Below are 20359 nucleotides of genomic sequence, written 5' to 3'. Positions count from 1 at the left end.
GTCTAACATTCGCCCAACACAACGGAATTAAGAATCGATGAGTGAGTATAAAGATACCCTGAACCTTCCTGAAACAGGGTTTCCGATGCGCGGCAATCTGGCGAACCGCGAGCCAGAAATGCTTGAGCGTTGGTACAAAGAAGACCTTTACGGTGAAATCCGTAAAGCGAAGAAAGGCAAAAAATCTTTCGTTCTACACGATGGCCCTCCATACGCCAACGGTGACATTCATATTGGTCACGCACTAAACAAGATTCTTAAAGACATTATTATTAAATCCAAAACACTTTCAGGTTTTGACGCTCCTTACATTCCTGGCTGGGACTGCCACGGTCTACCAATTGAATTAATGGTAGAGAAAAAGGTTGGTAAGCCAGGTCAAAAAGTTACAGCTGCTGAGTTCCGCGCAAAATGTCGCGACTACGCTGCGGGTCAGGTTGAAGGTCAAAAAGAGAGCTTTAAGCGTCTTGGCATCATGGGCGAGTGGGACAAACCTTACCGCACTATGGATTTCGATACAGAGGCGAACATCATCCGTGCTTTGGGTAAGATCGCTGACCAAGGCCACCTGCTAAAAGGTTTCAAACCTGTTCACTGGTGTACAGACTGTGGCAGTGCACTGGCAGAAGCAGAAGTCGAATACAAAGACAAAGTGTCACCTTCTATTGATGTGCGCTTCAAAGCGACAGACGAAGCGGCGCTATTGTCTAAATTTGCATTAAGCGAAGGCCACGAAGGTCATGGCGATATCTCTATCGTAATCTGGACAACAACGCCTTGGACACTACCTGCAAACCGTGCTGTGTGTCTGCGTGATGATCTAGAGTACGTATTAATCCAAGTTGAGGGTGACAACCCTGAGCGTATTATCGTGGCTTCAGAGCTCGCGAAAGACGTCATGGATCGTGCGGGTATCGAGCATTTCCATAACCTTGGATTTGCAAAAGGTGCGGACTTAGAGCTTGCTCAGTTCAACCACCCGTTCTACGACTTTACTGTTCCTGCGATCCTTGGCGATCACGTCACAACAGATTCAGGTACTGGTGTGGTTCACACTGCACCGGGCCACGGTCAAGAAGACTTCGCGGTTGGTCAAAAATACGGTCTAGAAGTAGCAAATCCAGTAGGCTCAAACGGTGTTTACTTACCTGACACTGAGCTATTTGCTGGCCAACACGTATTTAAAGCGAACGCTGCGGTTGTGGAAACGCTACAAGAAAAAGGCGCTTTGCTGCATCACCACGCTTACGAGCACAGTTACCCACACTGCTGGCGTCATAAGACTCCAATCATCTTCCGTGCCACACCTCAATGGTTCGTTTCTATGGATCAAGCAGGCCTACGTGCAAAAGCACTAGAGTCAATCAAAGGTGTTCAGTGGATGCCAGAATGGGGTCAAAGCCGCATTGAAGGCATGATCGAAGGTCGCCCTGAGTGGTGTATCTCTCGTCAGCGTACTTGGGGTGTGCCAATTGCTCTGTTCGTTCATAAAGAAACAGCAGAACTTCACCCGAATACATCTGAGCTGATTGAAAAAGTGGCTCAACTTGTTGAACAAAAAGGTATTCAAGCTTGGTGGGATGTCGATGCGGCAGAACTACTAGGCGAAGAAGACGCAGCCAAATACGAAAAAGTACTGGATACACTAGATGTATGGTTTGACTCAGGTGTTACTCACTTCTCAGTGGTTGACGCTCGTGAAGAGTACAACGGCCACAGTGCAGACCTTTACTTAGAAGGTTCTGACCAACACCGCGGTTGGTTCCAGTCTTCACTGATTTCATCGATCGCGATGAAAGGCGAAGCGCCATACAAACAAGTACTGACACACGGTTTCGTGGTTGATGGTCAAGGCCGTAAGATGTCGAAATCTATCGGTAACGTTGTTGCACCTAAAGATGTGACAAACAAGCTGGGTGCTGACATTCTGCGCCTTTGGGTTGCGTCAACTGACTACACTGGCGAAGTGGCAGTATCGGATGAAATCCTAAAACGCAGTGCTGACGCATACCGTCGTATCCGTAACACGGCTCGTTTCTTCCTTGCTAACCTAAACGGTTTCAACCCAGAAACAGATCTTGTTCCAGCAGATGAAATGGTCGCGTTGGACCGTTGGGCAGTTGGTCGCGCACAAGCAGCTCAAGAAGAAATTGTGAAAGCGTACGGCGAATACAACACTCACGCAGTCACGCAGCGTTTGATGCAGTTCTGTTCGATCGAAATGGGTTCTTTCTACCTAGACGTGATCAAAGACCGTCAATACACAGCGAAACGTGGTGGCCACGCGCAACGTAGCTGTCAGACTGCGCTTTACTACATTGTTGAAGCGTTGGTTCGTTGGATGGCACCAATCATGTCATTCACAGCAGACGAGATCTGGAACGAAATGCCGGGTCAACGTGACAAGTTTGTTTTCACTGGTGAATGGTTCGATGGTCTATTTGGTCTGGCTGAAGGCGAAGAGCTAAACAACGACTTCTGGACCGAAATCCAATCGGTTCGTAGCGGCGTAAACAAACTGCTTGAAGCGGCTCGTAGTGAAAAGACTATCGGTGGCGCACTGCAAGCAGAAGTCACTCTATTTGCTGAAGACGCACTGGCGGCGAAGATCAACAAGCTCGAAGACGAGCTACGCTTTGTGTTACTGACATCTTCGGCTGTGGTTAAGCCATTGAGCGAGAAGACAGAGCAAGCGCAAGCCACTGACGTTGACGGTTTATTTGTTGAAGTGAAAGCGACGGAATCAGAGAAGTGTGACCGTTGTTGGCACCACACGCCAGACGTTGGCACTATCGCGGGTCACGAAAAGATCTGTGGTCGTTGTGTATCGAACGTTGACGGTGAAGGTGAAGAGCGTAAGTACGCATAATTCATTGAACTTTCATTAGTTTTAACAGCCCCAGTATTTACTGGGGCTGTTTTTAGGTAAAGTAATGAGTGAAAAAGCACTAACATTGAAACAATCAGGCGTACGTTGGCTATGGCTGGCGGTTGTGATTTTTATTGCCGATATCGGCATCAAACTGGTTGTGATGGACAACATGGGTTATGGATGGGCAAATCGCATCGAGGTTCTGCCATTCTTTAACCTGCTTTACGTACACAACTACGGTGCGGCGTTTAGTTTTCTAAGTGACCAAGCGGGTTGGCAACGTTGGCTGTTCACCGGAATCGCATTTTTTGTGACGGGTTTACTGACGTACTGGATGAGTAAACTGCCAGCGAAAGAAAAGTGGAACAACAGCGCCTATGCGATGATCATCGGTGGCGCAGTCGGTAACGTGTTTGACCGAGTTGTACACGGCTTTGTTGTCGACTACTTAGATTTTTACTGGGGCAATTACCACTGGCCTGCTTTCAACCTTGCAGATACCGCTATCTGTATTGGTGCTGCGATGATCATCTTGGATGGCTTTCGCAAAAAAGAAAACTCAGCAGCATAAGCTTTGTTTTAGCGAATAACCCTAAGCGCTGTCCGTTGATCCGGAGAGCGCTTTTTAATATAAGAACAACTGAAAGTTCGATTACGCTTTAGTATCGACAATAACTTCAAGGAAGCAGTAACGTGACTACAATTGCCCAAGATTCAGCAGTAACCCTGCACTTTACAATCAAAATGAAAGATGGCTCCGTGGCGGACAGTACCCATAACATGGGGAAACCAGCGAAGTTAGTCATTGGTGATGGTAGCTTGAGTGAAAATTTCGAGCAATGCCTGCTGGGTTTAAGCACTGGCGACAGCAAAGCGATTGAGTTAAAAGCGCAAGACGCCTTTGGTATGCCAAATCCAGACAATATCCATCACATGGACCGAACGAAATTTGTCGGTGACGCAGAAGTAGAAGTCGGCACCATCATGGCATTCTCTGGCCCAGACGGTATGGAAATTCCGGGTATCATTACGGAAATCGCAGGTGACTCTGTGACTGTAGATTTTAACCATCCTCTGGCAGGGCAAGACGTGACTTTCGAAGTCGAGATTTTGTCAGTAGAATAGCCCACCGAATAGAACTTAGAACCATGAGCAATGAAATGAAAATTCTGTTAGCCAACCCTCGCGGTTTTTGCGCTGGTGTTGACCGCGCCATCAGTATTGTTGAGCGTGCACTAGAAATGTATCAACCGCCGATTTACGTTCGCCATGAAGTGGTGCATAACCGCTTTGTTGTGGAAGGGCTAAAGCAGCGTGGCGCCATTTTCGTTGAAGAACTGAGTGAAGTGCCAGATGACAATATCGTTATCTTTTCCGCTCATGGTGTGTCGCAAGCGGTACGCAAAGAAGCCAAAGAGCGCGCGTTGACGGTGTTCGATGCCACTTGCCCATTGGTGACCAAAGTGCATATGGAAGTGGCGCGCGCAAGCCGCAAGAACATGGAAGTGGTTCTGATTGGCCACGCTGGTCATCCAGAAGTGGAAGGCACCATGGGGCAGTACGCGAGCGATACGGGTGGCATGTACTTGGTTGAGAAACCAGAAGACGTGCAGAAGCTAGTTGAAATAGTGAAAGACCCAAGCCACCTGCACTATGTGAGCCAAACAACGCTGTCAGTGGATGAAACCGCCGATGTGATTGAAGAGCTACGCCGTGTGTTCCCTGATATTCAAGGGCCACGCAAAGATGATATCTGTTACGCGACGCAAAACCGCCAGGACGCAGTGCGCGATATGGCAGAAGACGTGGATGTGGTCGTGGTTGTGGGTTCAAAGAACTCGTCTAACTCAACTCGTCTAAAAGAGTTGGCAGAGAAGCTAGGCACACCGGGTTACTTAACCGACTGTCCTGAAGACATTCAGACTGAATGGTTTGACGGCAAGAGCAAAGTAGGTGTGACTGCAGGTGCTTCTGCTCCTGAAGAGTTGGTTAACCAGATTCTGGAACGTATCAAAGAGATCGGCGGTACTAAGTCAGTAGAAGAAATCCAGGGGCGCGAAGAAAACATGTTTTTTGAAGTGCCAAAAGAGCTACAGATCAAGCAAGTAGAGTAACACAGGCCTTGTCTTAGTCTTTGAGCAGGACGCTTGGTGTTCCTTTCTGCTGCGTTATTGACTTATCGGGAAGGATAACAACATATCAAAGCGGCCTGCCTCGCATAAAGAACCCACAAATTGCTGTAAAACAATTACGAAAGGTCAGTCAGCGCTCTAGTTTCATCAGTAGCATTTAGCAACGCAATACTAGTGATGAAACATCGCGACGTTATTGTGTGTTTAGCTTGATACTTCTCCGTATTATGAATGCTTATTAGGCGCCAATTTATAGAATGCCGAGCGTTAGATTGGTGCTTAAAACTTGTAATGCCACACTAGATCTCTATTCGTTGGCGTGCGGCCATACAATACCTAACGTTTGGTACAGCCAAGGGTAAGGATTTTCGCTAGATGGATTAAATGCCAACGCCCAAGCGGCTTTACCTAAAGGCAATTGCTCTAGTGGCAATAGTTGCTTACCATCGATGTAGCGCTTGAAAAAATCGGCAAAATCCAGTTGACAGCTTTGTTGTAAACCCAACACTATGTCTTCCATGCTGTAACTTCGTTCATGACGAGGATAATTCCGATATAGCCAGCGCATCAGATTATCCAAACTATACTGACCTTTGCTACGTTGGCGAATATCGCGATCCAATAACATGCCAGTGACCCAGCCGCCGTTATATACCAAAAAGTAATTATCAATTTTCGAATGTTTATTAATTGTGGCTTCACGCATCGACAATTTACCGGTATTTTCAAAGCTGGAGTAATAGCCAACGGGCAGAGCGGCTATTTGCAATGCTTGCTGCGGGGTTAACAGACCTAACCGCGCCGCTGTCTGATATGTGTAAAAATCGGTAACCCCCTCATTGAACCATTGTTCGCGATTATCCGCGTAACGGAAAGATTCGGCATTCCAAAGATGAAACAGTTCATGGATTAATATGGTTTGCCAACTGGCGTAGCCAAACAAACCATTGTCGGCAATCGTGAGCGAAACTTCACCCGGATCAGCGTCCCCGCCGATTTGTTCGGCAAGATTTATGGAGACTTTCACATCGCGATAGGGCTTTCCTTGTAAATCTCTGGGTAAACCGCCGAATAACTTTTTGTGTTGGCTAAACGCATGATCAGCAAGTTGGATGACTTCATCTTGATATTTAGCCGCCTCTGGTTGGCTAAATTCGAGGGTGAGACGAACATCCTTTCCCTCAAAAAGTATGGTAGAAGCAGAAGCCGAAAAAGCGCTAGCCCAAAACACCCAAAGCACCCATAGTCGCCAATTACGATTATTCACTTTCATAGTTTGACACCTCCAAAAATAAAGTAAGATGATCCGATAAAGTGATCAAACTTTGACTTGGAACCAGACCATTACGAGAAAACTGCGTTTATAAATTAGATTACGTCTCGCCAAACTAAGCGTAGCGAGATCATGGTATAGATGCCATCTACGGCACTCGTTTTCTCCGGTTTGGGCTTTGCTTGTTAAGTGAGCTTATATGCGAAACTCTCTGAAAAGACTATTGTTGATGAGCGATATTAAAGGGGGCAGTTGGATATTAAACGTGTCGTGCTTGTGAAGAGGGCATGTGATATTAACACTAAAAATCTCTAATCTTCTCTGTGACTAAGTACAAGATAGATCAATTCAGTCTATATCCAAGAAGAAAGCCACTCGTATTTGATACAAGTGGCTTGTCAATTATTTGATCCTATTAGCTATTTTGCTGAGACTATGCTGTTTCTGTAACGTCCGTTAGCTTTTCCTCATCTGCAAGGTCTGTTTCACCTTTGCCTTTTGAGCTTTTAATTACGTATACCGTTGCTGTTAGCGTGAACAGGATACCTGCGATAGTCGACACTTGCATTGGTAGGCCGAAACCAAGTGTGCTGTTGTTCAGAATGAAAGTAACACATACCGTAGTCATGAACATTGCTGGGATAGTCGTAATCCAGTGCAGTTTGTTGTGACGTAGTAGGTAAGCCGACGCAGTCCAAAGCATCATTACCGCAGTAGTTTGGTTTGCGAAACCGAAGTAACGCCAGATGATACCGAAATCTACTTGAGTTAGGATGCCACCGATAACGAACAGTGGAAGAGCCATCAGTAGGCGGTTACGTAGTGTTTTCTGTTCCATGTTGAAGTATTCAGCAAGGATCAGACGGCTTGAGCGGAACGCTGTGTCACCTGAAGTGATTGGTAGAATAACCACACCTAGGAATGCGATGATACCGCCGAACACACCTAGTAGACCAAACGAAGAGCTGTAAACAACGTTACCAGGACCACCGTTCTTCACGGCTTCAGATAGTGCATCTAGAGAGCCAAAGAAAGACAACGCGATAGCACACCAGATTAGAGCGATAACGCCTTCACCGATCATTGCACCGTAGAATACAAAGCGACCGTTCTTCTCGTTTTCCATACAACGCGCCATTAGAGGAGACTGAGTTGCGTGGAAACCAGAGATAGCGCCACATGCGATAGTGATGAATAGCGCAGGCCACAATGGCATGTCATTCGGGTTTAGGTTAGTGAACATGTCTGACACTTGGAAGTCACCCATTACGGTGTGCTCGCTTGAGAGAGCAATCGCAGTCATTAGACCAACAGACATGAAGATAAGCAGAGCACCAAATAGTGGGTAGAAGCGGCCGATGATCTTATCGACAGGAACAATTGTCGCAATGATGTAGTACGCGAAGATCGCGATAACCATTGTTGTCATGCTTACATTCAGGCTAGTTTGATCGTTGATTAGGTTAGTGATCATGCCAGCTGGCGCTGATACGAAAACCACACCAACAAGCAGCAGTAGGACAATGGCAAAAATGTTCATAAAGTGTTTTGCGCCATTACCTAAGTATCGACCTGTAATCGTAGGGACAGAAGCACCGCCGTTACGAACAGATAACATACCTGAGAAGTAATCGTGAACTGCACCCGCGAAGATACAACCCATTACGATCCACAACATTGCTGCAGGGCCGTAAAGTGCGCCCATGATTGGACCAAAGATTGGACCGACACCCGCGATGTTAAGTAGTTGAACTAGGTAAACCTTTTTGGTCGACATTGGTACGTAGTCAACACCGTCTTGCTTAGTGTGCGCCGGAGTTTGACGTTTTTCGTTGATGCCGAATACTTTCTCAACGAAAGCACCGTAGATAAAGTAACCGCCAATCAGTGCGGCAACACAGGTTAAAAACCACAACATATCACTTGTTCCTTGGTAAATTTTATAAGCTCAGGTTGGATATTACGCACCAAGATGGCAATAAGCATTCGCTAATGTAGTGAGTGGTCGTATACGCTCTTGAGTGGTTTTAAGTGAGGTTGAGTGGTTTTTGTTGACGGCGAGTGGCAATTAACAAGATTTAGTGGTTTAGTTAACTCAGTTTACAAAACATGAAGTATAACAATGAAAAAATTAGTCGTATTAGCAGCGGTAGTGTCATTGGCAGGATGTGCAGCGAGCACAGAACAATTGGCGAAAGATGGAAACTGGTACCAAATTGGTTATCAAGATGGCGTCGCAGGGCATACCCAGCGCTCGTACAAAGAAATGTCAGCTCTTGGTGGAGTTAACCAAAGTGACTATGAACAGGGATATTCAGAAGGTGTTGCCGAGTACTGCAACGCAGACTTTGCGTACCAAATGGGGTTATCTGGACAAAACTATGAAGGTGTCTGCGAGGGCACCGAGCAAGCGCAGAAATTCCGTATGGAATGGCAACGAGGCTGGAGCGAATACAACTTGTCTCAGTAATTGACAGACAAATAGAAACAGGGAGCGTGATGCTCCCTGTTTTTGTTTTACTTAATCTTGGCTATGAGTTTGCACTGCTTTGCGCAAGAAACCATCTTGGCGATGAAGTTGTTCACGCGCTTGCTCAACATTCAATCCGGTCAAAATCATCAGAATTGATAGCTTCACATCGTAATCGGTTTGGCGTAATGCTTCCGTCGCTTCGGCTTTGTCACAATCTGTCGCTTGCATGACAATGCGCGCCGCTCTTGCGACCAGTTTGGCGTTAGTGGCTTTCACATCCACCATTAAGTTCTGATAGCTTTTGCCTAAACGAATCATGGACGCGGTGGTGAGCATATTGAGCACTAACTTCTGTGCTGTGCCCGACTTCAAACGCGTTGAACCGGTCAATGCTTCTGGTCCCACTACCGGGCTGATTGCTATCTGTGCGACTTCGGCAATCGCAGAATCTGGATTACACGAGAGCGCCACGGTTGTAGCTCCAATCTCGTTAGCGTATTCCAACGCACCGATGACGTAAGGGGTTCGGCCACTGGCTGCAATGCCAACCACTACATCTTTGATGCTGAAATCGATACTCTTTAAATCCTCTACACCAAGCTCTGGTGAGTCTTCCGCCCCTTCTTTGGCTTTGAGAATCGCTTCTGGTCCACCAGCGATTAAGCCAATCACCATTTGCTCTGAAACACCAAAGGTTGGCGGACATTCGGAGGCATCAAGTATTCCGAGTCGGCCACTGGTGCCTGCTCCCATATAGATCAGGCGACCACCTTGTTTAAATGCGGCGGTGATTTTATCGACGGCTTGCGCGACTTCCGGTAGCACTTTTTCTACCGCCAGCGGGACTTGTTTATCCTGCTGGTTAATACGTTTAACGATTTCGAGAGACGGCAGCAAGTCGATATCCATGGTGTCTGGGTTTCGTCCCTCAGACACTAAGTGAGATAGGGCTGCAATGAGCGCATCGTTAGTCATAATTGTCCTTATTTATCCGCAAAGTACATCACACCGAGCGAAGCTAGCTTACTGGCTCCGGTGACTTCGGGCAAATTGCTTGGCAAATTGTGAACACGGCGATAAGCAAGCCAAGCAAAAGCCATCGCTTCCATGTAGTCGTTGTCGACACCTTTGTCGCTGGTTGGTGCCACTTTCCAGTCGGGTAACAGTGCAGCCAGTCTTTCCATTACGAGTGGGTTTCTCGCTCCACCACCACACACCAATAACTCAGGTTGAGAGCCAAATCCATAGCGGCCAACTTCGTTGGCGATGGTTTGTGCGGTGTATTCGCACAGAGTACGCTGGACATCTTCGGCAGGTAAGTCGAACTGACTCAATTGGTTGTCTAACCAAGGTAAATTGAACAGCTCTCGTCCGGTACTTTTAGGCGCGGGTTGGGCAAGGTAGCTTTCGCTCATCAGCTGTTTCAGTAGTTCATTGCTGACGTTACCTGTCTTGGCAAACATCGCATCTTTGTCGTACTTACTACCTGTGTGGCGCAGGCACCAGCTGTCCATCAACATGTTGCCCGGTCCAGTATCGTAACCGAGTACCTTCTGTTGCGGTCGAATCACAGAGATATTGGCGATGCCGCCGATGTTTAGCACCACAACGCTTGAGCCCTGTGACTGGAAAATGGTTTGGTGGAAAGCGGGGACGAGTGGTGCACCTTGTCCGCCCAACGCGATATCTTTACGGCGAAAATCGGCAATGGTATCGATGCCTGTTTGGGCTGCGATGATGTTGGCATCGCCGATCTGCATCGTAAACGGTGTATTGCCTTGAGGCTGGTGGTAGACGGTTTGCCCGTGATTGCCTATCGCACAGATTTGCTCTGCGCGGTAGCCGGTCCTATTTAGTAGTTGATTGACCGCATCGGCAAACAAGTGACCAAGCAGATGGTCCAACTCGCCAATTTCAATCAGATTTGTCTGCTGACCAATGCACACATCAAGCAGTCGCTGTTTCAATGACTCTGGCATCGGAAACTCATCATGTGCGAGTAACGACGGTTGGTTGCCGTCAAAAGCCACTAAGGCAGTGTCTACGCCGTCCATGCTGGTACCGGACATTACACCGATATACAACTCTTGAGTCATGTTCATTCTCCTGATAACTGGCTCGCCAGAAGGGTCGCACCGTCTAGTGCATTTCCCTGTGGTGCAATACAGCGAGTCTGCCATTGGTTTGCAAGTTTTGGTTGATAGTATTGACCTAGACTACCAAGGAAAACGATATCTAAGTCATTATTTTGACAACAATCTTTTACTAGCGATTCGATATGCTCAACGCCTTGTTGGATGATGGCTTGAGCTACTGCGCAACCCTGATTTGCGCTGTCGGTTACTGCAGGAGCAAGCTGCGCATAGCGTGTGGCATTGGCCGCTTTGACCCAGTTTAAAATCTCTGAGCGTTGTGAGCCGATTGCCAAGCGAATTACATCGGCCAACACGCTAGACTGGCCGGTATCTATTGAGCGAATTAACGCGCGAACCGCTTCAAAGCCAAGCCAAGCACCGCCACCTTGGTCGCCAATGGGAAAGCCCCATCCGCCAATTAGCGAGACACTGCGGTCGGGGTTTAAGCGAGTCGCAACGGTGCCTGTACCAATCGCAATGCAGTTCACCGCATTCCCATTTCCAGCACCTGCCAAGCTGATGTGCGCATCCGTTGTGACCAAACGATGTGGAAATGGTGCGAGCGCGTCATCAAGTAATTGCTTTAGCTCGCTATTGCTTGCGCCAGCGACACCTGCCACCAACATACACTGAGCCGGTGAAAGTTGGTGTTGTTGCAGTATCTCTCGTAACCCTCCGACGATGGTTTGTATGCCTTGTTCGCCTTGTTGGGTCAACGAGGAAGGGCCAGTTGTGAGAGTAACCGCGTGTTCGCCCCCGTTATGACTTGCGGGTGTTAATTGGATGGCGGTTTTGGTACCACCGCCATCCACGGCTAAGTAATGGGTGATCATCCTTTGGCAGCCTGTAGTTGGTTCTGCTCTTGATTTTGCGCTTTACCCATCAAACACACAATGGTTGATACCGCAGTACCGATGCATAGTTGGTAAGGGAACGCGAGTCTTACACCTATCCAATCAGGGTTGATGACGCCCATCACGCTGTCCCAGATATACGCTTGCAGTAGCAATGTCGTTAAGAAGCCTGACACAAGCGCCATAGCAACCGAAGACTCACTGCCGCGGTTGGTGAAGATAGCGGTAAAGTACACACCCAATAGACCCGTGTAAGCAAACACCATCACACTCAATGCAAACGACAACAACGGCATATCTGTGTACTGCTGCCAGTAGTAACACAAGATGGCCATGCTACCGAGCGCAATGGCCGCCGCAGCCATACCGAATCGGCCCGCCGTTACATAGTGCAGCTCTGCCTGTTTGCCGCTACGCGCTTCTTTCCACGGACGATAAATATCTTGAATCGCGACCGATGACATTGAGTTTAATCCAGAGTTTAGGGTTGAAAGCGCTGCTGCGACGACACCAACCGTTACCAGGCCACGTAAGCCTGCAGGCATTTCGTTCAGCACGTAATACATAAAGATCGTTACGTTTTCACCGTTAAAACTCTGCACCACTTCTTTATCGCCGCCACCCATCAGTTCTGGACGCTGGTAAAAGATGTATAGCAACAGGCCAATGGTCATAAAGACTAGAACTACAGGGATTGAGTAGATGATCGAGTTGATCATCGCTCGCGAACCTTGTTTGGCGTCTTTACACGTCAGCACTCGTTGGGTCATATCTTGGTCAAGGCCGAACGCACCAATGTTCAACAACACGAAGCCGGTAATACATGCCCAGAAGCTGAACGTGCCCGCTGGACCAAAATCAAGACGGAAATCCAGTAAGGTCAGTTTTGAGTGCTGATCACCGCCTGGGTTTTGCAGTGCATGAACAATTTGTCCCATATCCGCCGGGATTTGGCCAAGCAGATAAATGATTACGGCAATCGCGGCACCAACGTAGACAATCAGTTGGATCAAGTCACTCCAAATCACCGAGCGAATGCCGCCCATATAGGTATAAGCGAGGCCGACCGCAACCAAGATAATGACGGAGGTAATCACACTTTGTGGGTCGATATTGGTGAACAAGATCATTGAAACCGCAATGGCCGCCATATACAGGCGCGAACCCGAAGCGAAGACACGACCAATAAGATACATACTGCCCGCTCGGCGTTTGGTCTTATCGCCGAAACGGACCTGTAGCAGTTCATATACAGTCGATACTTTGCTTTCGTAGAAGCGAGGAATCAGTACCCAAGCAACAAACAGCGCGCCGATGATTCCACCGATATTCGTCGCTAGGTAGGTCAAGTTGCCACGGTAGCTCGATTCTGGACCGCCTAGAAAAGTTGCAGCAGATTGTGAGGTAGCCAAAACAGAAACTGCAACGACCCACATCGGCATGCTATTCCCGCCTAAGAAGTAGTCCTTGGTCGTCGTGACTTTGGTCCGGCTGAAGTACCAACCGGTGTAGATGATGACAGCGAAATAAACCGCAAACACTGCCCAGTCAAGCGAGGTAAAGAGGGTATTCATAGCAACTCCTTAGCATGAATATATTGTTGTCGTTTTGCATAGAGTGGCGGGATGAATAGTAGTTCGCAAAATCTATTCCCTGGTGGAATAATGACCAGTTGAATTGTGTGAGCGGAATATCAGAGTTCTGCCATTTTTATTCCAAATGGGATAGTGGATAGGAATACCTATTCCAGCATTGAAGTGAAATTCGTTACACTCAACCTATTCTTGTTTCATGCTGAAACTGACGCGAAGGAGATTGGCTATGAAAGGACTGGCAAAGGTGAAAGCGTTGCTGCCCAAGTTTTCTCCCTCTGATGCAAAAATAGGTCAATATCTGTTGGACCACCCGCAGTTGGTTAAGAAGAGTTCGTCACCCGAGCTTGCGAAAGCGATCGGTGTCAGCCAGTCGACGATTGTTAAGTTTAGTCAAAAACTGGGTTATCGCGGCTTTTCAGAAATGAAGCTCAAGCTGTATGAGAATGAACTTGCCTATCAGCCTGTTTCGCGCAAAATGATCCATGGTTCCATTACCCGTAACGACCACCCTGATTTAGTGATGGAAAAACTGCTCGCCAGTAAACATCAGTCGTTAGAGCGAACCGTTATTCTCAATGAGGGTGATCTAGTACAAAATGCCGCTCAATTTTTACATTTGGCTGAGAAAATTCAGGTTGCGGGTGTCGGGGCTTCTTCGCTGGTGGCGAAAGATCTCGCGTTCAAATTAATGAAGATTGGGCATGCGGTGCACGCCGAGCACGATACTCATGTGCAGATTGCCAATGCCGCGGCGTTGAACGACAAAGATGTTCTGGTCGCCTTGTCTTATTCCGGGCGCAGCCAAGAGGTGATCAAGATCGCCCAGTTGGCACGCAGTAAAGGCGCTAAGGTGATTACGGTTAGCCAGTTTGCACCGACACCACTCGACAAGTACGCGGATATTAAGTTGGTCAGCGCAGCGGATGAAGAACAGATCCGCAGCTCGTCCATTACCGCGCGAGACAGCCAATTAATGATTACCGACTTGCTCTTTATTGCTTTAACTCAGCTGGAAGAGCAAGCTGACCAACTAATAGAACAAAGTAAGTCCGCGGTTGCGGCGCTAAAACAATAGCTTAGAAATAATAAAGGAAACCTTATGGGACCGTTGTGGCTAGACGTGGAAGGCTGTGAGCTGACCGCAGAAGATAAAGAAATTCTAGAGCATCCTACCGTTGGCGGGGTGATTCTGTTTGCAAGAAACTACCACGATAACAAGCAGCTTATCGCGCTGAATAAGGCCATTCGCCAAGCTGCGAAACGACCAATCTTGATTGGTGTGGATCAGGAGGGAGGACGTGTACAGCGTTTCCGTGAAGGTTTCTCAATTATTCCTGCCGCGCAGGAATACGCCAAGCACAACAACGGCGAGCAACTGGCTGAACTTGGTGGCTGGTTGATGGCGGCAGAGCTTGTTGCCCATGATATCGACCTGAGTTTTGCGCCAGTGCTGGATAAAGGTCACGAATGTAAAGCGATTGGCAATCGCGCTTTTGGTGAGGATGTCGATAGCATTATCCGCCACAGCACCGCTTATATGAATGGCATGAAAGCGGCGGGAATGGCAACTACAGGTAAGCACTTTCCCGGTCATGGTGGCGTGATCGCTGACTCTCACTTAGAAACGCCGTTTGACCAGCGTGACGATATCTTCGAGTTAGATATGCAGGTGTTTAAAGCGCAAATCGATAGCGGGATTCTAGACGCAATGATGCCAGCGCACGTGGTGTATCCGCATTACGATGATCAGCCAGCAAGCGGTTCGGAATACTGGCTCAAGCAAGTGCTTCGCCAGCAGCTAGGTTTTAAAGGGATTGTTTTTTCTGATGACCTAACTATGGAAGGTGCGGCGATCATGGGCGGGCCAGCAGAGCGCGCTCATCAATCTTTGGTCGCGGGTTGCGATATGTTGTTAGTGTGCAACCAGCGTGATGCTCAGATTGAAGTGCTAGACAACTTACCAATCCTCGAGACGCCAGCGGCGGAAAGTCTGCTTAAAAAGCAGAGCTTTAGCTTGTCTGAGCTGCAAAGCAGCGAAAAGTGGCAGCAAGCGTCCGAAGCGATGAAACGCATGCTGGGTTAAGAGAGTCCCATATAGAACAAAAGAGCCACGATTGTGGCTTTTTTTTTATCGACTCGCTTAGTGGAAACCTAGCAGCTCTTTGAGCGTTTTTAAATAACGACGGCTGACCGGAATAGGATGGTCGCTCACGGTAATAATTTCGGCTAGACCGTTTTCCAACAATTTGATCTCTTTGATCGCTTTGATGTTGACCAGAAACTGTCGATGGCAGCGAACCAGCGGAGTCTTTTCTTCCAACACCTTTAACGTTAATTGAGACGTCGCTTTTTGTTCGCGAGTTTGGACGTGCACACCGCTGATGTCCGTATAAGCGAACTCAACGTCTTGAGTAGGGATGATCATAATCCGGTTCAGGCCGATACACGGAACTTGGTCAAGACTTTGCGGCGCGAGAACGGCGGGGCTAACCTGTTCCTGATACTCTGATTTGAGTAGGCGTTTGACGGTCTTCTCCAGTCGACGGGTATCGACAGGTTTTAGCAAGTAGTCAAACGCATTGTCTTCAAACGCCTGAATAGCAAACTCATCGTAAGCGGTGACAAACACCACTTTCGGCATTGTGTCTTGGTCTAACATGCCAAGCAGTTCAATGCCGGTGATTTGCGGCATTTGAATGTCGAGAAAAACCACGTCAGGCTTGAGCTGATTGATTTTCTTTAACCCTTCAATCGCGTTGCTGGCGTGATCAATGACTTCAATTTGCCCCGTTTCTTCCAGTAGTTCCGTTAGCTCTTCTCGGGCGAAAAGTTCGTCGTCTATGACTAAAGCAGAAAGCATGTAGATACCCTAATACGTGTTTTCATCCGGAATGAAGAAGCTCATTCGGGTGAATTTGTTTGGCTCGACGTCAATCTTCAGCGCCGAGAGTCGTCCGAATTTATTGGTGAGTCGCTTATCAACGATTTGCATGCCAAGTCCAGCATGATCATCCTGCGGTGCGATATAGCTCCCCGCGTTATCCTCAACCACCAACTGATAGCCACCGTTCACATTCTGACTGTAGATGTGCACGTGGCCACCTTCCAGTAAGTTCGAGATCCCGTGCTTAATCGCGTTTTCGACCAAAGGCTGCAAGGTAAAGGTCGGTAGCTTGCGGTTGAGTAGGGTATCGTCGATATCGATATTGACTTCAAGTCTATCGGTAAAGCGCGCTTTCTCTATCGTCAGATACGCATTTACATGCGCCAGCTCTTCTTTCAGTGTAACGGTGTCGATATCTTGCTTAAGGTTACTGCGGAAAAAATGCGACAGATGCTGAATCAACTCGCGTGCTTTGGCTGGGTCACGACGAATCACCGCGCTAATGGTGTTTAACGCGTTGAACAGGAAGTGTGGGTTAACCTGTGCATGCAACAGCTTAATCTCTGCCTGGGAGAGTAGCGTACGTTTTTGCTGGTAATCGCCGAACAAGATTTGGCTCGATAGTAGTTGGGCGATCCCTTCGGCCATCGACATGTTGATCGTTGAGAACAGCTTGCGCTTTGGCTCGTAGAGTTTGATGGTGCCGATCACCTTGTCGCCGGCGCGTAGTGGAATGATCAGCGCACTACCCAGTTTGCAGTCCGGAGAAATCGAGCATTGGTAGGCTTTCTCTTTGCCGTCGAGGTAGATGATGTCGTTTTGGCTGATCGCGTCTAGCGTGCTTTGCGAAGAGATCGGTGTTTCAGGTCGGTGGTGGTCGTCGCCAATGCCAACAAAAGCGAGGATTTTTTCATCGTCCGTGATGGAAACTGCGCCGACGTTGGTTTCTTCGTAAACGATGCGGGCGATTTTCTCTGCTGTCTCGGTGTTAAACCCTGAAACCAATATTCCCACTGAGCGCTCTGCAATATTGAGCGCTCGACGAGAGAACGTTGCTGAGTATTCTTCAAAAATGGTTTTACGGTCTTGAAGAATGCTCATAAACAGTGCCGCACCGACCGAATTGGTGATGATCATTGGCGCTGAGATTGCAGACACTAGCGTATAGGCTTGGTCGAACGGTTTGGCCACGACAAGGATGATCGCCATCTGAATCACTTCGGCAACCAAGGTGATAGTGAATACTACACTCGGATTAAACAGTTGCTCGCGTTTGCCTTTTCGCAGCAAGTAGCTATGCAGTAAACCGCCGATAAGACCTTCTGCGGTGGTCGAGATCGCGCAGGCTAAGTCAGTAAAACCACCCAAGGTATATCTGTGTATCCCGCCAGTTAGACCGACAAAAAAGCCCACGACCGGCCCACCAAACAAACCGCCCATGACGGCGCCCATCGCTCGAGTATTGGCAATCGCGTCGTTGATCTGCAGACCAAAATAGGTCCCCATGATACAAAATAGAGAGAACAACACATAAACGCTGAGTTTATGGCTACGCCGATTGGATATGTTCAGTAAAGGGAGAAAGATCGGCGTCTTGCTCAGCATATAGGCCAAGACAAGGTAGACACACATCTGTTGTAGTAAGGAGAGGACGAGATCCATAACGATTTCAGTCAGTGGTTTTGGCTTATTTTAGATAACTTCGAGTAGAGAAAGTATGTTTATCTTATTATTTTCGGATAAAGCTTCGTTTATTTGTTGTTGTAAACTAAAGTTTACATTGGGTGTTTTTTAAAGTTTACGGTTGAAATTTATATTTAGACTGTTAATGTGTGGTTATTCGCCACTTAAGATATATGGATTATCTTGGTGTAAAATAAAATATACAGGTTAAGAGTCATGCAAAGAAGTGAATTAAGCAATATCAACATCAGTGATGAGCAGGTTTTAGTTACTCCGGATGAATTAAAAGCCAAAATCCCGTTGAGTGACAAAGCGCGCCGTTTTATCCAAGAGTCGAGACAGACGATTGCCGATATTCTTCATAAGAAAGATCACCGCCTACTTGTGGTGTGTGGTCCATGTTCTATTCACGATGTAGACGCTGCGAAAGAATACGCACGTCGCCTAAAAGAGCTCTCTGCTCAACTTAATGACCAACTGTATATTGTTATGCGCGTTTACTTTGAAAAGCCTCGTACCACGGTTGGCTGGAAAGGTCTGATTAACGACCCACATCTAGACGGCACGTTTGATATTGAGCATGGTCTACACGTTGGTCGCAAGTTGTTAGTTGAACTGGCGGAAATGGATATCCCACTCGCGACAGAAGCGCTGGACCCGATCAGCCCACAGTACCTAGCTGATACATTCAGCTGGGCAGCAATTGGCGCGCGTACGACGGAATCTCAGACTCACCGTGAGATGGCGAGTGGTCTATCTATGCCTATCGGTTTCAAAAATGGTACCGATGGTAGCTTGGCTACGGCGATCAATGCGATGCAGGCGGCGTCATCTAGTCACCGTTTCATGGGCATCAACCGCGAAGGTCAGGTGGCGTTGCTAACCACACAAGGTAACCCGAACGGTCACGTGATTCTGCGTGGTGGTAAACAGACTAACTACGATTCCGTTTCTGTTGCTGAGTGTGAAGAAGAAATGGCGAAAGCGGGCTTAGACGCATCGTTAATGGTCGACTGCAGCCACGCGAACTCACGCAAAGATTACCGTCGTCAGCCGCTGGTGGCAGAAGACGTTATCCATCAAATTCGTGAAGGTAACAAGTCAGTGATTGGCCTGATGATTGAGAGCCACATCAATGAAGGCAATCAATCGTCTGATATTCCTTTAAAAGAAATGCAATATGGCGTATCTATCACCGATGCTTGTATTAATTGGGATACAACTGAGGCACTATTGCGTCATGCGCACAAAGAGTTAGTGCCATTCTTGGAAGACCGCCTGAAAGGGTAAGAAGTAGAATTTAACAGGGAATAACGATGGCTGTTGAACTGAACGAGCTGCGCGACCAAATAGACGCAGTAGATAAGCAGATCTTAGACCTACTGGCGCAGCGCTTAGCGTTAGTAGAGAAAGTGGGTGAGGTTAAAAGCGAGCATGGCTTGCCGATTTATGCCCCAGATAGAGAAGCAGCCATGTTGGCCTCTCGCCGAGAAGAAGCTGAGAAAAAGGGCGTACCGCCTCAATTGATTGAAGACATTTTGCGTCGCACGATGCGTGAGTCTTACGCGAGTGAAAAAGATTCGGGCTTTAAGTGCCTTAATCCTGAGCTTCGCTCGGTGGTTATCGTCGGTGGTAACGGTCAATTGGGTGGATTGTTTGGTCGTATGTTTAAACTGTCGGGCTACCAAGTAAAAGTTCTCGGCAGTCAAGATTGGGATCATGCCGATGAAATCTTGGCGGATGCGGGGTTAGTCGTTGTGACCGTACCGATTCATCTCACTCAAGGTGTGATTGAAAAGCTCGCCAACTTGCCACAAGACTGCATCTTGTGTGATTTGACTTCGATTAAATTTAAGCCATTGCAAGCGATGATGGCGGTGCACCAAGGGCCAGTGGTGGGTTTACACCCAATGTTTGGTCCAGATGTTCCAAGCTTAGCGAAGCAGGTGATTGTTTACTGTGATGGTCGCGGTCAAGAGCAGTACGAATGGTTGCTTAAGCAGTTCTCGATCTGGGGAGCGAGCTTGTGCCATATCGATGCGTCAGAACACGATCACGGCATGACTTTGATTCAGGCGCTGCGTCACTTTACTTCGTTTGCTTACGGTTTGCATTTAAGCCGAGAGAACCCAAGTATCGATAAGTTGCTCCAGCTTAGCTCGCCGATTTACCGACTTGAGTTAGCGATGGTTGGACGTCTGTTTGGACAAGACCCGAACCTCTACGGTGACATTATTCTCTCTTCCGATGAGAACATCGAGATGATAAAACGTTTCCACCAGTGCTTTGGAGAAGCGTTAATGATTCTGGATGGTAAAGACAAGCAAGCATTCGTTAAGAGTTTTAACAAAGTAAGTGATTGGTTTGGTGATTATTCACAGCAGTTTATGCATGAGAGCCAGAATTTGCTGAAGCAGGCGAACGACTCGATTCACCGAGCGTAAACTATCGTCCATCA

Annotated in this window: 17 protein-coding genes; 9 read left to right on the top strand and 8 right to left on the bottom strand. The window is 47.7% G+C overall.

Annotated features, from left to right (window positions below; genetic code table 11):
• The first annotated feature begins 37 nt into the window (after nucleotides 1-37).
• From ileS to ispH, 4 genes are all read left to right on the top strand, one after another.
• On the top strand, nucleotides 38-2869 hold the full coding sequence (gene ileS, locus HCZ42_RS01680) for an isoleucine--tRNA ligase (RefSeq protein ID WP_167419057.1): 2832 nt from the start codon (nucleotides 38-40) through the stop codon (nucleotides 2867-2869).
• A 64-nt stretch (nucleotides 2870-2933) separates the two neighbouring features.
• On the top strand, nucleotides 2934-3443 hold the full coding sequence (lspA, locus tag HCZ42_RS01675; RefSeq protein WP_167419056.1) for a signal peptidase II: 510 nt from the start codon (nucleotides 2934-2936) through the stop codon (nucleotides 3441-3443).
• A gap of 122 nt (nucleotides 3444-3565) precedes the next feature.
• Nucleotides 3566-3997, top strand: a complete 432-nt coding sequence (gene fkpB, locus HCZ42_RS01670; protein WP_167419055.1) for an FKBP-type peptidyl-prolyl cis-trans isomerase — start codon at nucleotides 3566-3568, stop codon at nucleotides 3995-3997.
• Nucleotides 3998-4020: 23 nt separating this feature from the next.
• Nucleotides 4021-4986 carry a 4-hydroxy-3-methylbut-2-enyl diphosphate reductase gene (gene ispH, locus HCZ42_RS01665; protein WP_167419054.1) on the top strand — a complete coding sequence of 322 codons (966 nt, stop codon included), beginning with the start codon at nucleotides 4021-4023 and terminating at the stop codon, nucleotides 4984-4986.
• A gap of 325 nt (nucleotides 4987-5311) precedes the next feature.
• Here the strand turns inward: ispH and HCZ42_RS01660 are convergent, their stop codons facing one another.
• On the bottom strand, nucleotides 5312-6277 hold the full coding sequence (locus tag HCZ42_RS01660; RefSeq protein ID WP_167419053.1) for a M61 family metallopeptidase: 966 nt from the start codon (nucleotides 6275-6277) through the stop codon (nucleotides 5312-5314).
• Between the two features lie 433 nt (nucleotides 6278-6710).
• Nucleotides 6711-8195: a carbon starvation CstA family protein gene (locus HCZ42_RS01655; protein ID WP_167419052.1), complete on the bottom strand. Its 1485-nt coding sequence runs from the start codon at nucleotides 8193-8195 to the stop codon at nucleotides 6711-6713.
• A gap of 204 nt (nucleotides 8196-8399) precedes the next feature.
• Here HCZ42_RS01655 and HCZ42_RS01650 point away from each other — a divergent pair, with 204 nt between their 5' ends.
• The gene (locus HCZ42_RS01650) at nucleotides 8400-8747 is read left to right on the top strand and encodes a DUF2799 domain-containing protein (RefSeq protein WP_167419051.1); all 348 of its coding nucleotides are present in this window, start codon (nucleotides 8400-8402) and stop codon (nucleotides 8745-8747) included.
• A gap of 51 nt (nucleotides 8748-8798) precedes the next feature.
• On the opposite strand, the gene murQ is transcribed toward HCZ42_RS01650, so the two are convergent.
• The 4 genes from murQ to HCZ42_RS01630 are packed head-to-tail and all read right to left on the bottom strand — an operon-like array spanning nucleotide 8799 to nucleotide 13313.
• Nucleotides 8799-9725, bottom strand: a complete 927-nt coding sequence (murQ, locus tag HCZ42_RS01645; protein WP_167419050.1) for an N-acetylmuramic acid 6-phosphate etherase — start codon at nucleotides 9723-9725, stop codon at nucleotides 8799-8801.
• 8 nt (nucleotides 9726-9733) lie between these two features.
• Nucleotides 9734-10846 (bottom strand): anhydro-N-acetylmuramic acid kinase, encoded by a 1113-nt coding sequence (locus tag HCZ42_RS01640; RefSeq protein WP_167419049.1) that lies wholly within the window; start codon nucleotides 10844-10846, stop codon nucleotides 9734-9736.
• Between the two features lie 2 nt (nucleotides 10847-10848).
• A complete protein-coding gene (locus HCZ42_RS01635) occupies nucleotides 10849-11718 on the bottom strand; it encodes a BadF/BadG/BcrA/BcrD ATPase family protein (protein ID WP_167419048.1) in 870 nt (289 codons plus the stop codon).
• Nucleotides 11715-13313: a sodium:solute symporter gene (locus tag HCZ42_RS01630; protein ID WP_167419047.1), complete on the bottom strand. Its 1599-nt coding sequence runs from the start codon at nucleotides 13311-13313 to the stop codon at nucleotides 11715-11717. Before HCZ42_RS01630 ends, HCZ42_RS01635 begins: the two co-directional genes overlap by 4 nt.
• Nucleotides 13314-13560: 247 nt before the next feature.
• On the opposite strand from HCZ42_RS01630, the gene HCZ42_RS01625 reads away from it, so the two are divergent.
• Together HCZ42_RS01625 and nagZ are read left to right on the top strand one after the other, a co-directional pair.
• Nucleotides 13561-14409: a MurR/RpiR family transcriptional regulator gene (locus HCZ42_RS01625; RefSeq protein ID WP_167419046.1), complete on the top strand. Its 849-nt coding sequence runs from the start codon at nucleotides 13561-13563 to the stop codon at nucleotides 14407-14409.
• A 24-nt stretch (nucleotides 14410-14433) separates the two neighbouring features.
• Complete coding sequence (nagZ, locus tag HCZ42_RS01620; protein WP_167419045.1) at nucleotides 14434-15417, top strand: beta-N-acetylhexosaminidase; 984 nt, start codon at nucleotides 14434-14436, stop codon at nucleotides 15415-15417.
• 57 nt (nucleotides 15418-15474) lie between these two features.
• Here nagZ and btsR read toward each other — a convergent pair whose 3' ends face one another.
• Nucleotides 15475-16194: a two-component system response regulator BtsR gene (gene btsR, locus HCZ42_RS01615; protein WP_167419044.1), complete on the bottom strand. Its 720-nt coding sequence runs from the start codon at nucleotides 16192-16194 to the stop codon at nucleotides 15475-15477.
• Between the two features lie 9 nt (nucleotides 16195-16203).
• The gene (locus HCZ42_RS01610; RefSeq protein WP_167419043.1) at nucleotides 16204-17880 is read right to left on the bottom strand and encodes a sensor histidine kinase; all 1677 of its coding nucleotides are present in this window, start codon (nucleotides 17878-17880) and stop codon (nucleotides 16204-16206) included.
• A gap of 237 nt (nucleotides 17881-18117) precedes the next feature.
• On the opposite strand from HCZ42_RS01610, the gene HCZ42_RS01605 reads away from it, so the two are divergent.
• Nucleotides 18118-19191, top strand: a complete 1074-nt coding sequence (locus HCZ42_RS01605) for a 3-deoxy-7-phosphoheptulonate synthase (protein ID WP_167419042.1) — start codon at nucleotides 18118-18120, stop codon at nucleotides 19189-19191.
• Between the two features lie 26 nt (nucleotides 19192-19217).
• Nucleotides 19218-20345, top strand: coding sequence for a bifunctional chorismate mutase/prephenate dehydrogenase (gene tyrA / locus HCZ42_RS01600; RefSeq protein WP_167419041.1), 1128 nt, complete (start codon nucleotides 19218-19220; stop codon nucleotides 20343-20345).
• Nucleotides 20346-20359 lie beyond the last annotated feature (14 nt).

This window comes from Vibrio hepatarius, assembly GCF_011806575.1.
GTDB lineage: Bacteria > Pseudomonadota > Gammaproteobacteria > Enterobacterales > Vibrionaceae > Vibrio > Vibrio hepatarius_A.
This window is presented reverse-complemented; position numbering and strand designations above follow the sequence as displayed.

Bases quoted from the DNA above. Each gene is read 5' to 3' on its own strand.
- nagZ (WP_167419045.1), top strand. From the start codon at position 14,434: ATGGGACCGTTGTGGCTAGACGTGGAAGGCTGTGAGCTGACCGCAGAA.
- HCZ42_RS01605 (WP_167419042.1), top strand. From the start codon at position 18,118: ATGCAAAGAAGTGAATTAAGCAATATCAACATCAGTGATGAGCAGGTT.
- HCZ42_RS01650 (WP_167419051.1), top strand. From the start codon at position 8,400: ATGAAAAAATTAGTCGTATTAGCAGCGGTAGTGTCATTGGCAGGATGT.
- murQ (WP_167419050.1), bottom strand. From the start codon at position 9,725: ATGACTAACGATGCGCTCATTGCAGCCCTATCTCACTTAGTGTCTGAG.
- tyrA (WP_167419041.1), top strand. From the start codon at position 19,218: ATGGCTGTTGAACTGAACGAGCTGCGCGACCAAATAGACGCAGTAGAT.
- HCZ42_RS01640 (WP_167419049.1), bottom strand. From the start codon at position 10,846: ATGACTCAAGAGTTGTATATCGGTGTAATGTCCGGTACCAGCATGGAC.
- ileS (WP_167419057.1), top strand. From the start codon at position 38: ATGAGTGAGTATAAAGATACCCTGAACCTTCCTGAAACAGGGTTTCCG.
- HCZ42_RS01660 (WP_167419053.1), bottom strand. From the start codon at position 6,277: ATGAAAGTGAATAATCGTAATTGGCGACTATGGGTGCTTTGGGTGTTT.
- btsR (WP_167419044.1), bottom strand. From the start codon at position 16,194: ATGCTTTCTGCTTTAGTCATAGACGACGAACTTTTCGCCCGAGAAGAG.
- ispH (WP_167419054.1), top strand. From the start codon at position 4,021: ATGAGCAATGAAATGAAAATTCTGTTAGCCAACCCTCGCGGTTTTTGC.
- HCZ42_RS01625 (WP_167419046.1), top strand. From the start codon at position 13,561: ATGAAAGGACTGGCAAAGGTGAAAGCGTTGCTGCCCAAGTTTTCTCCC.
- HCZ42_RS01655 (WP_167419052.1), bottom strand. From the start codon at position 8,195: ATGTTGTGGTTTTTAACCTGTGTTGCCGCACTGATTGGCGGTTACTTT.
- HCZ42_RS01630 (WP_167419047.1), bottom strand. From the start codon at position 13,313: ATGAATACCCTCTTTACCTCGCTTGACTGGGCAGTGTTTGCGGTTTAT.
- HCZ42_RS01610 (WP_167419043.1), bottom strand. From the start codon at position 17,880: ATGGATCTCGTCCTCTCCTTACTACAACAGATGTGTGTCTACCTTGTC.
- lspA (WP_167419056.1), top strand. From the start codon at position 2,934: ATGAGTGAAAAAGCACTAACATTGAAACAATCAGGCGTACGTTGGCTA.
- HCZ42_RS01635 (WP_167419048.1), bottom strand. From the start codon at position 11,718: ATGATCACCCATTACTTAGCCGTGGATGGCGGTGGTACCAAAACCGCC.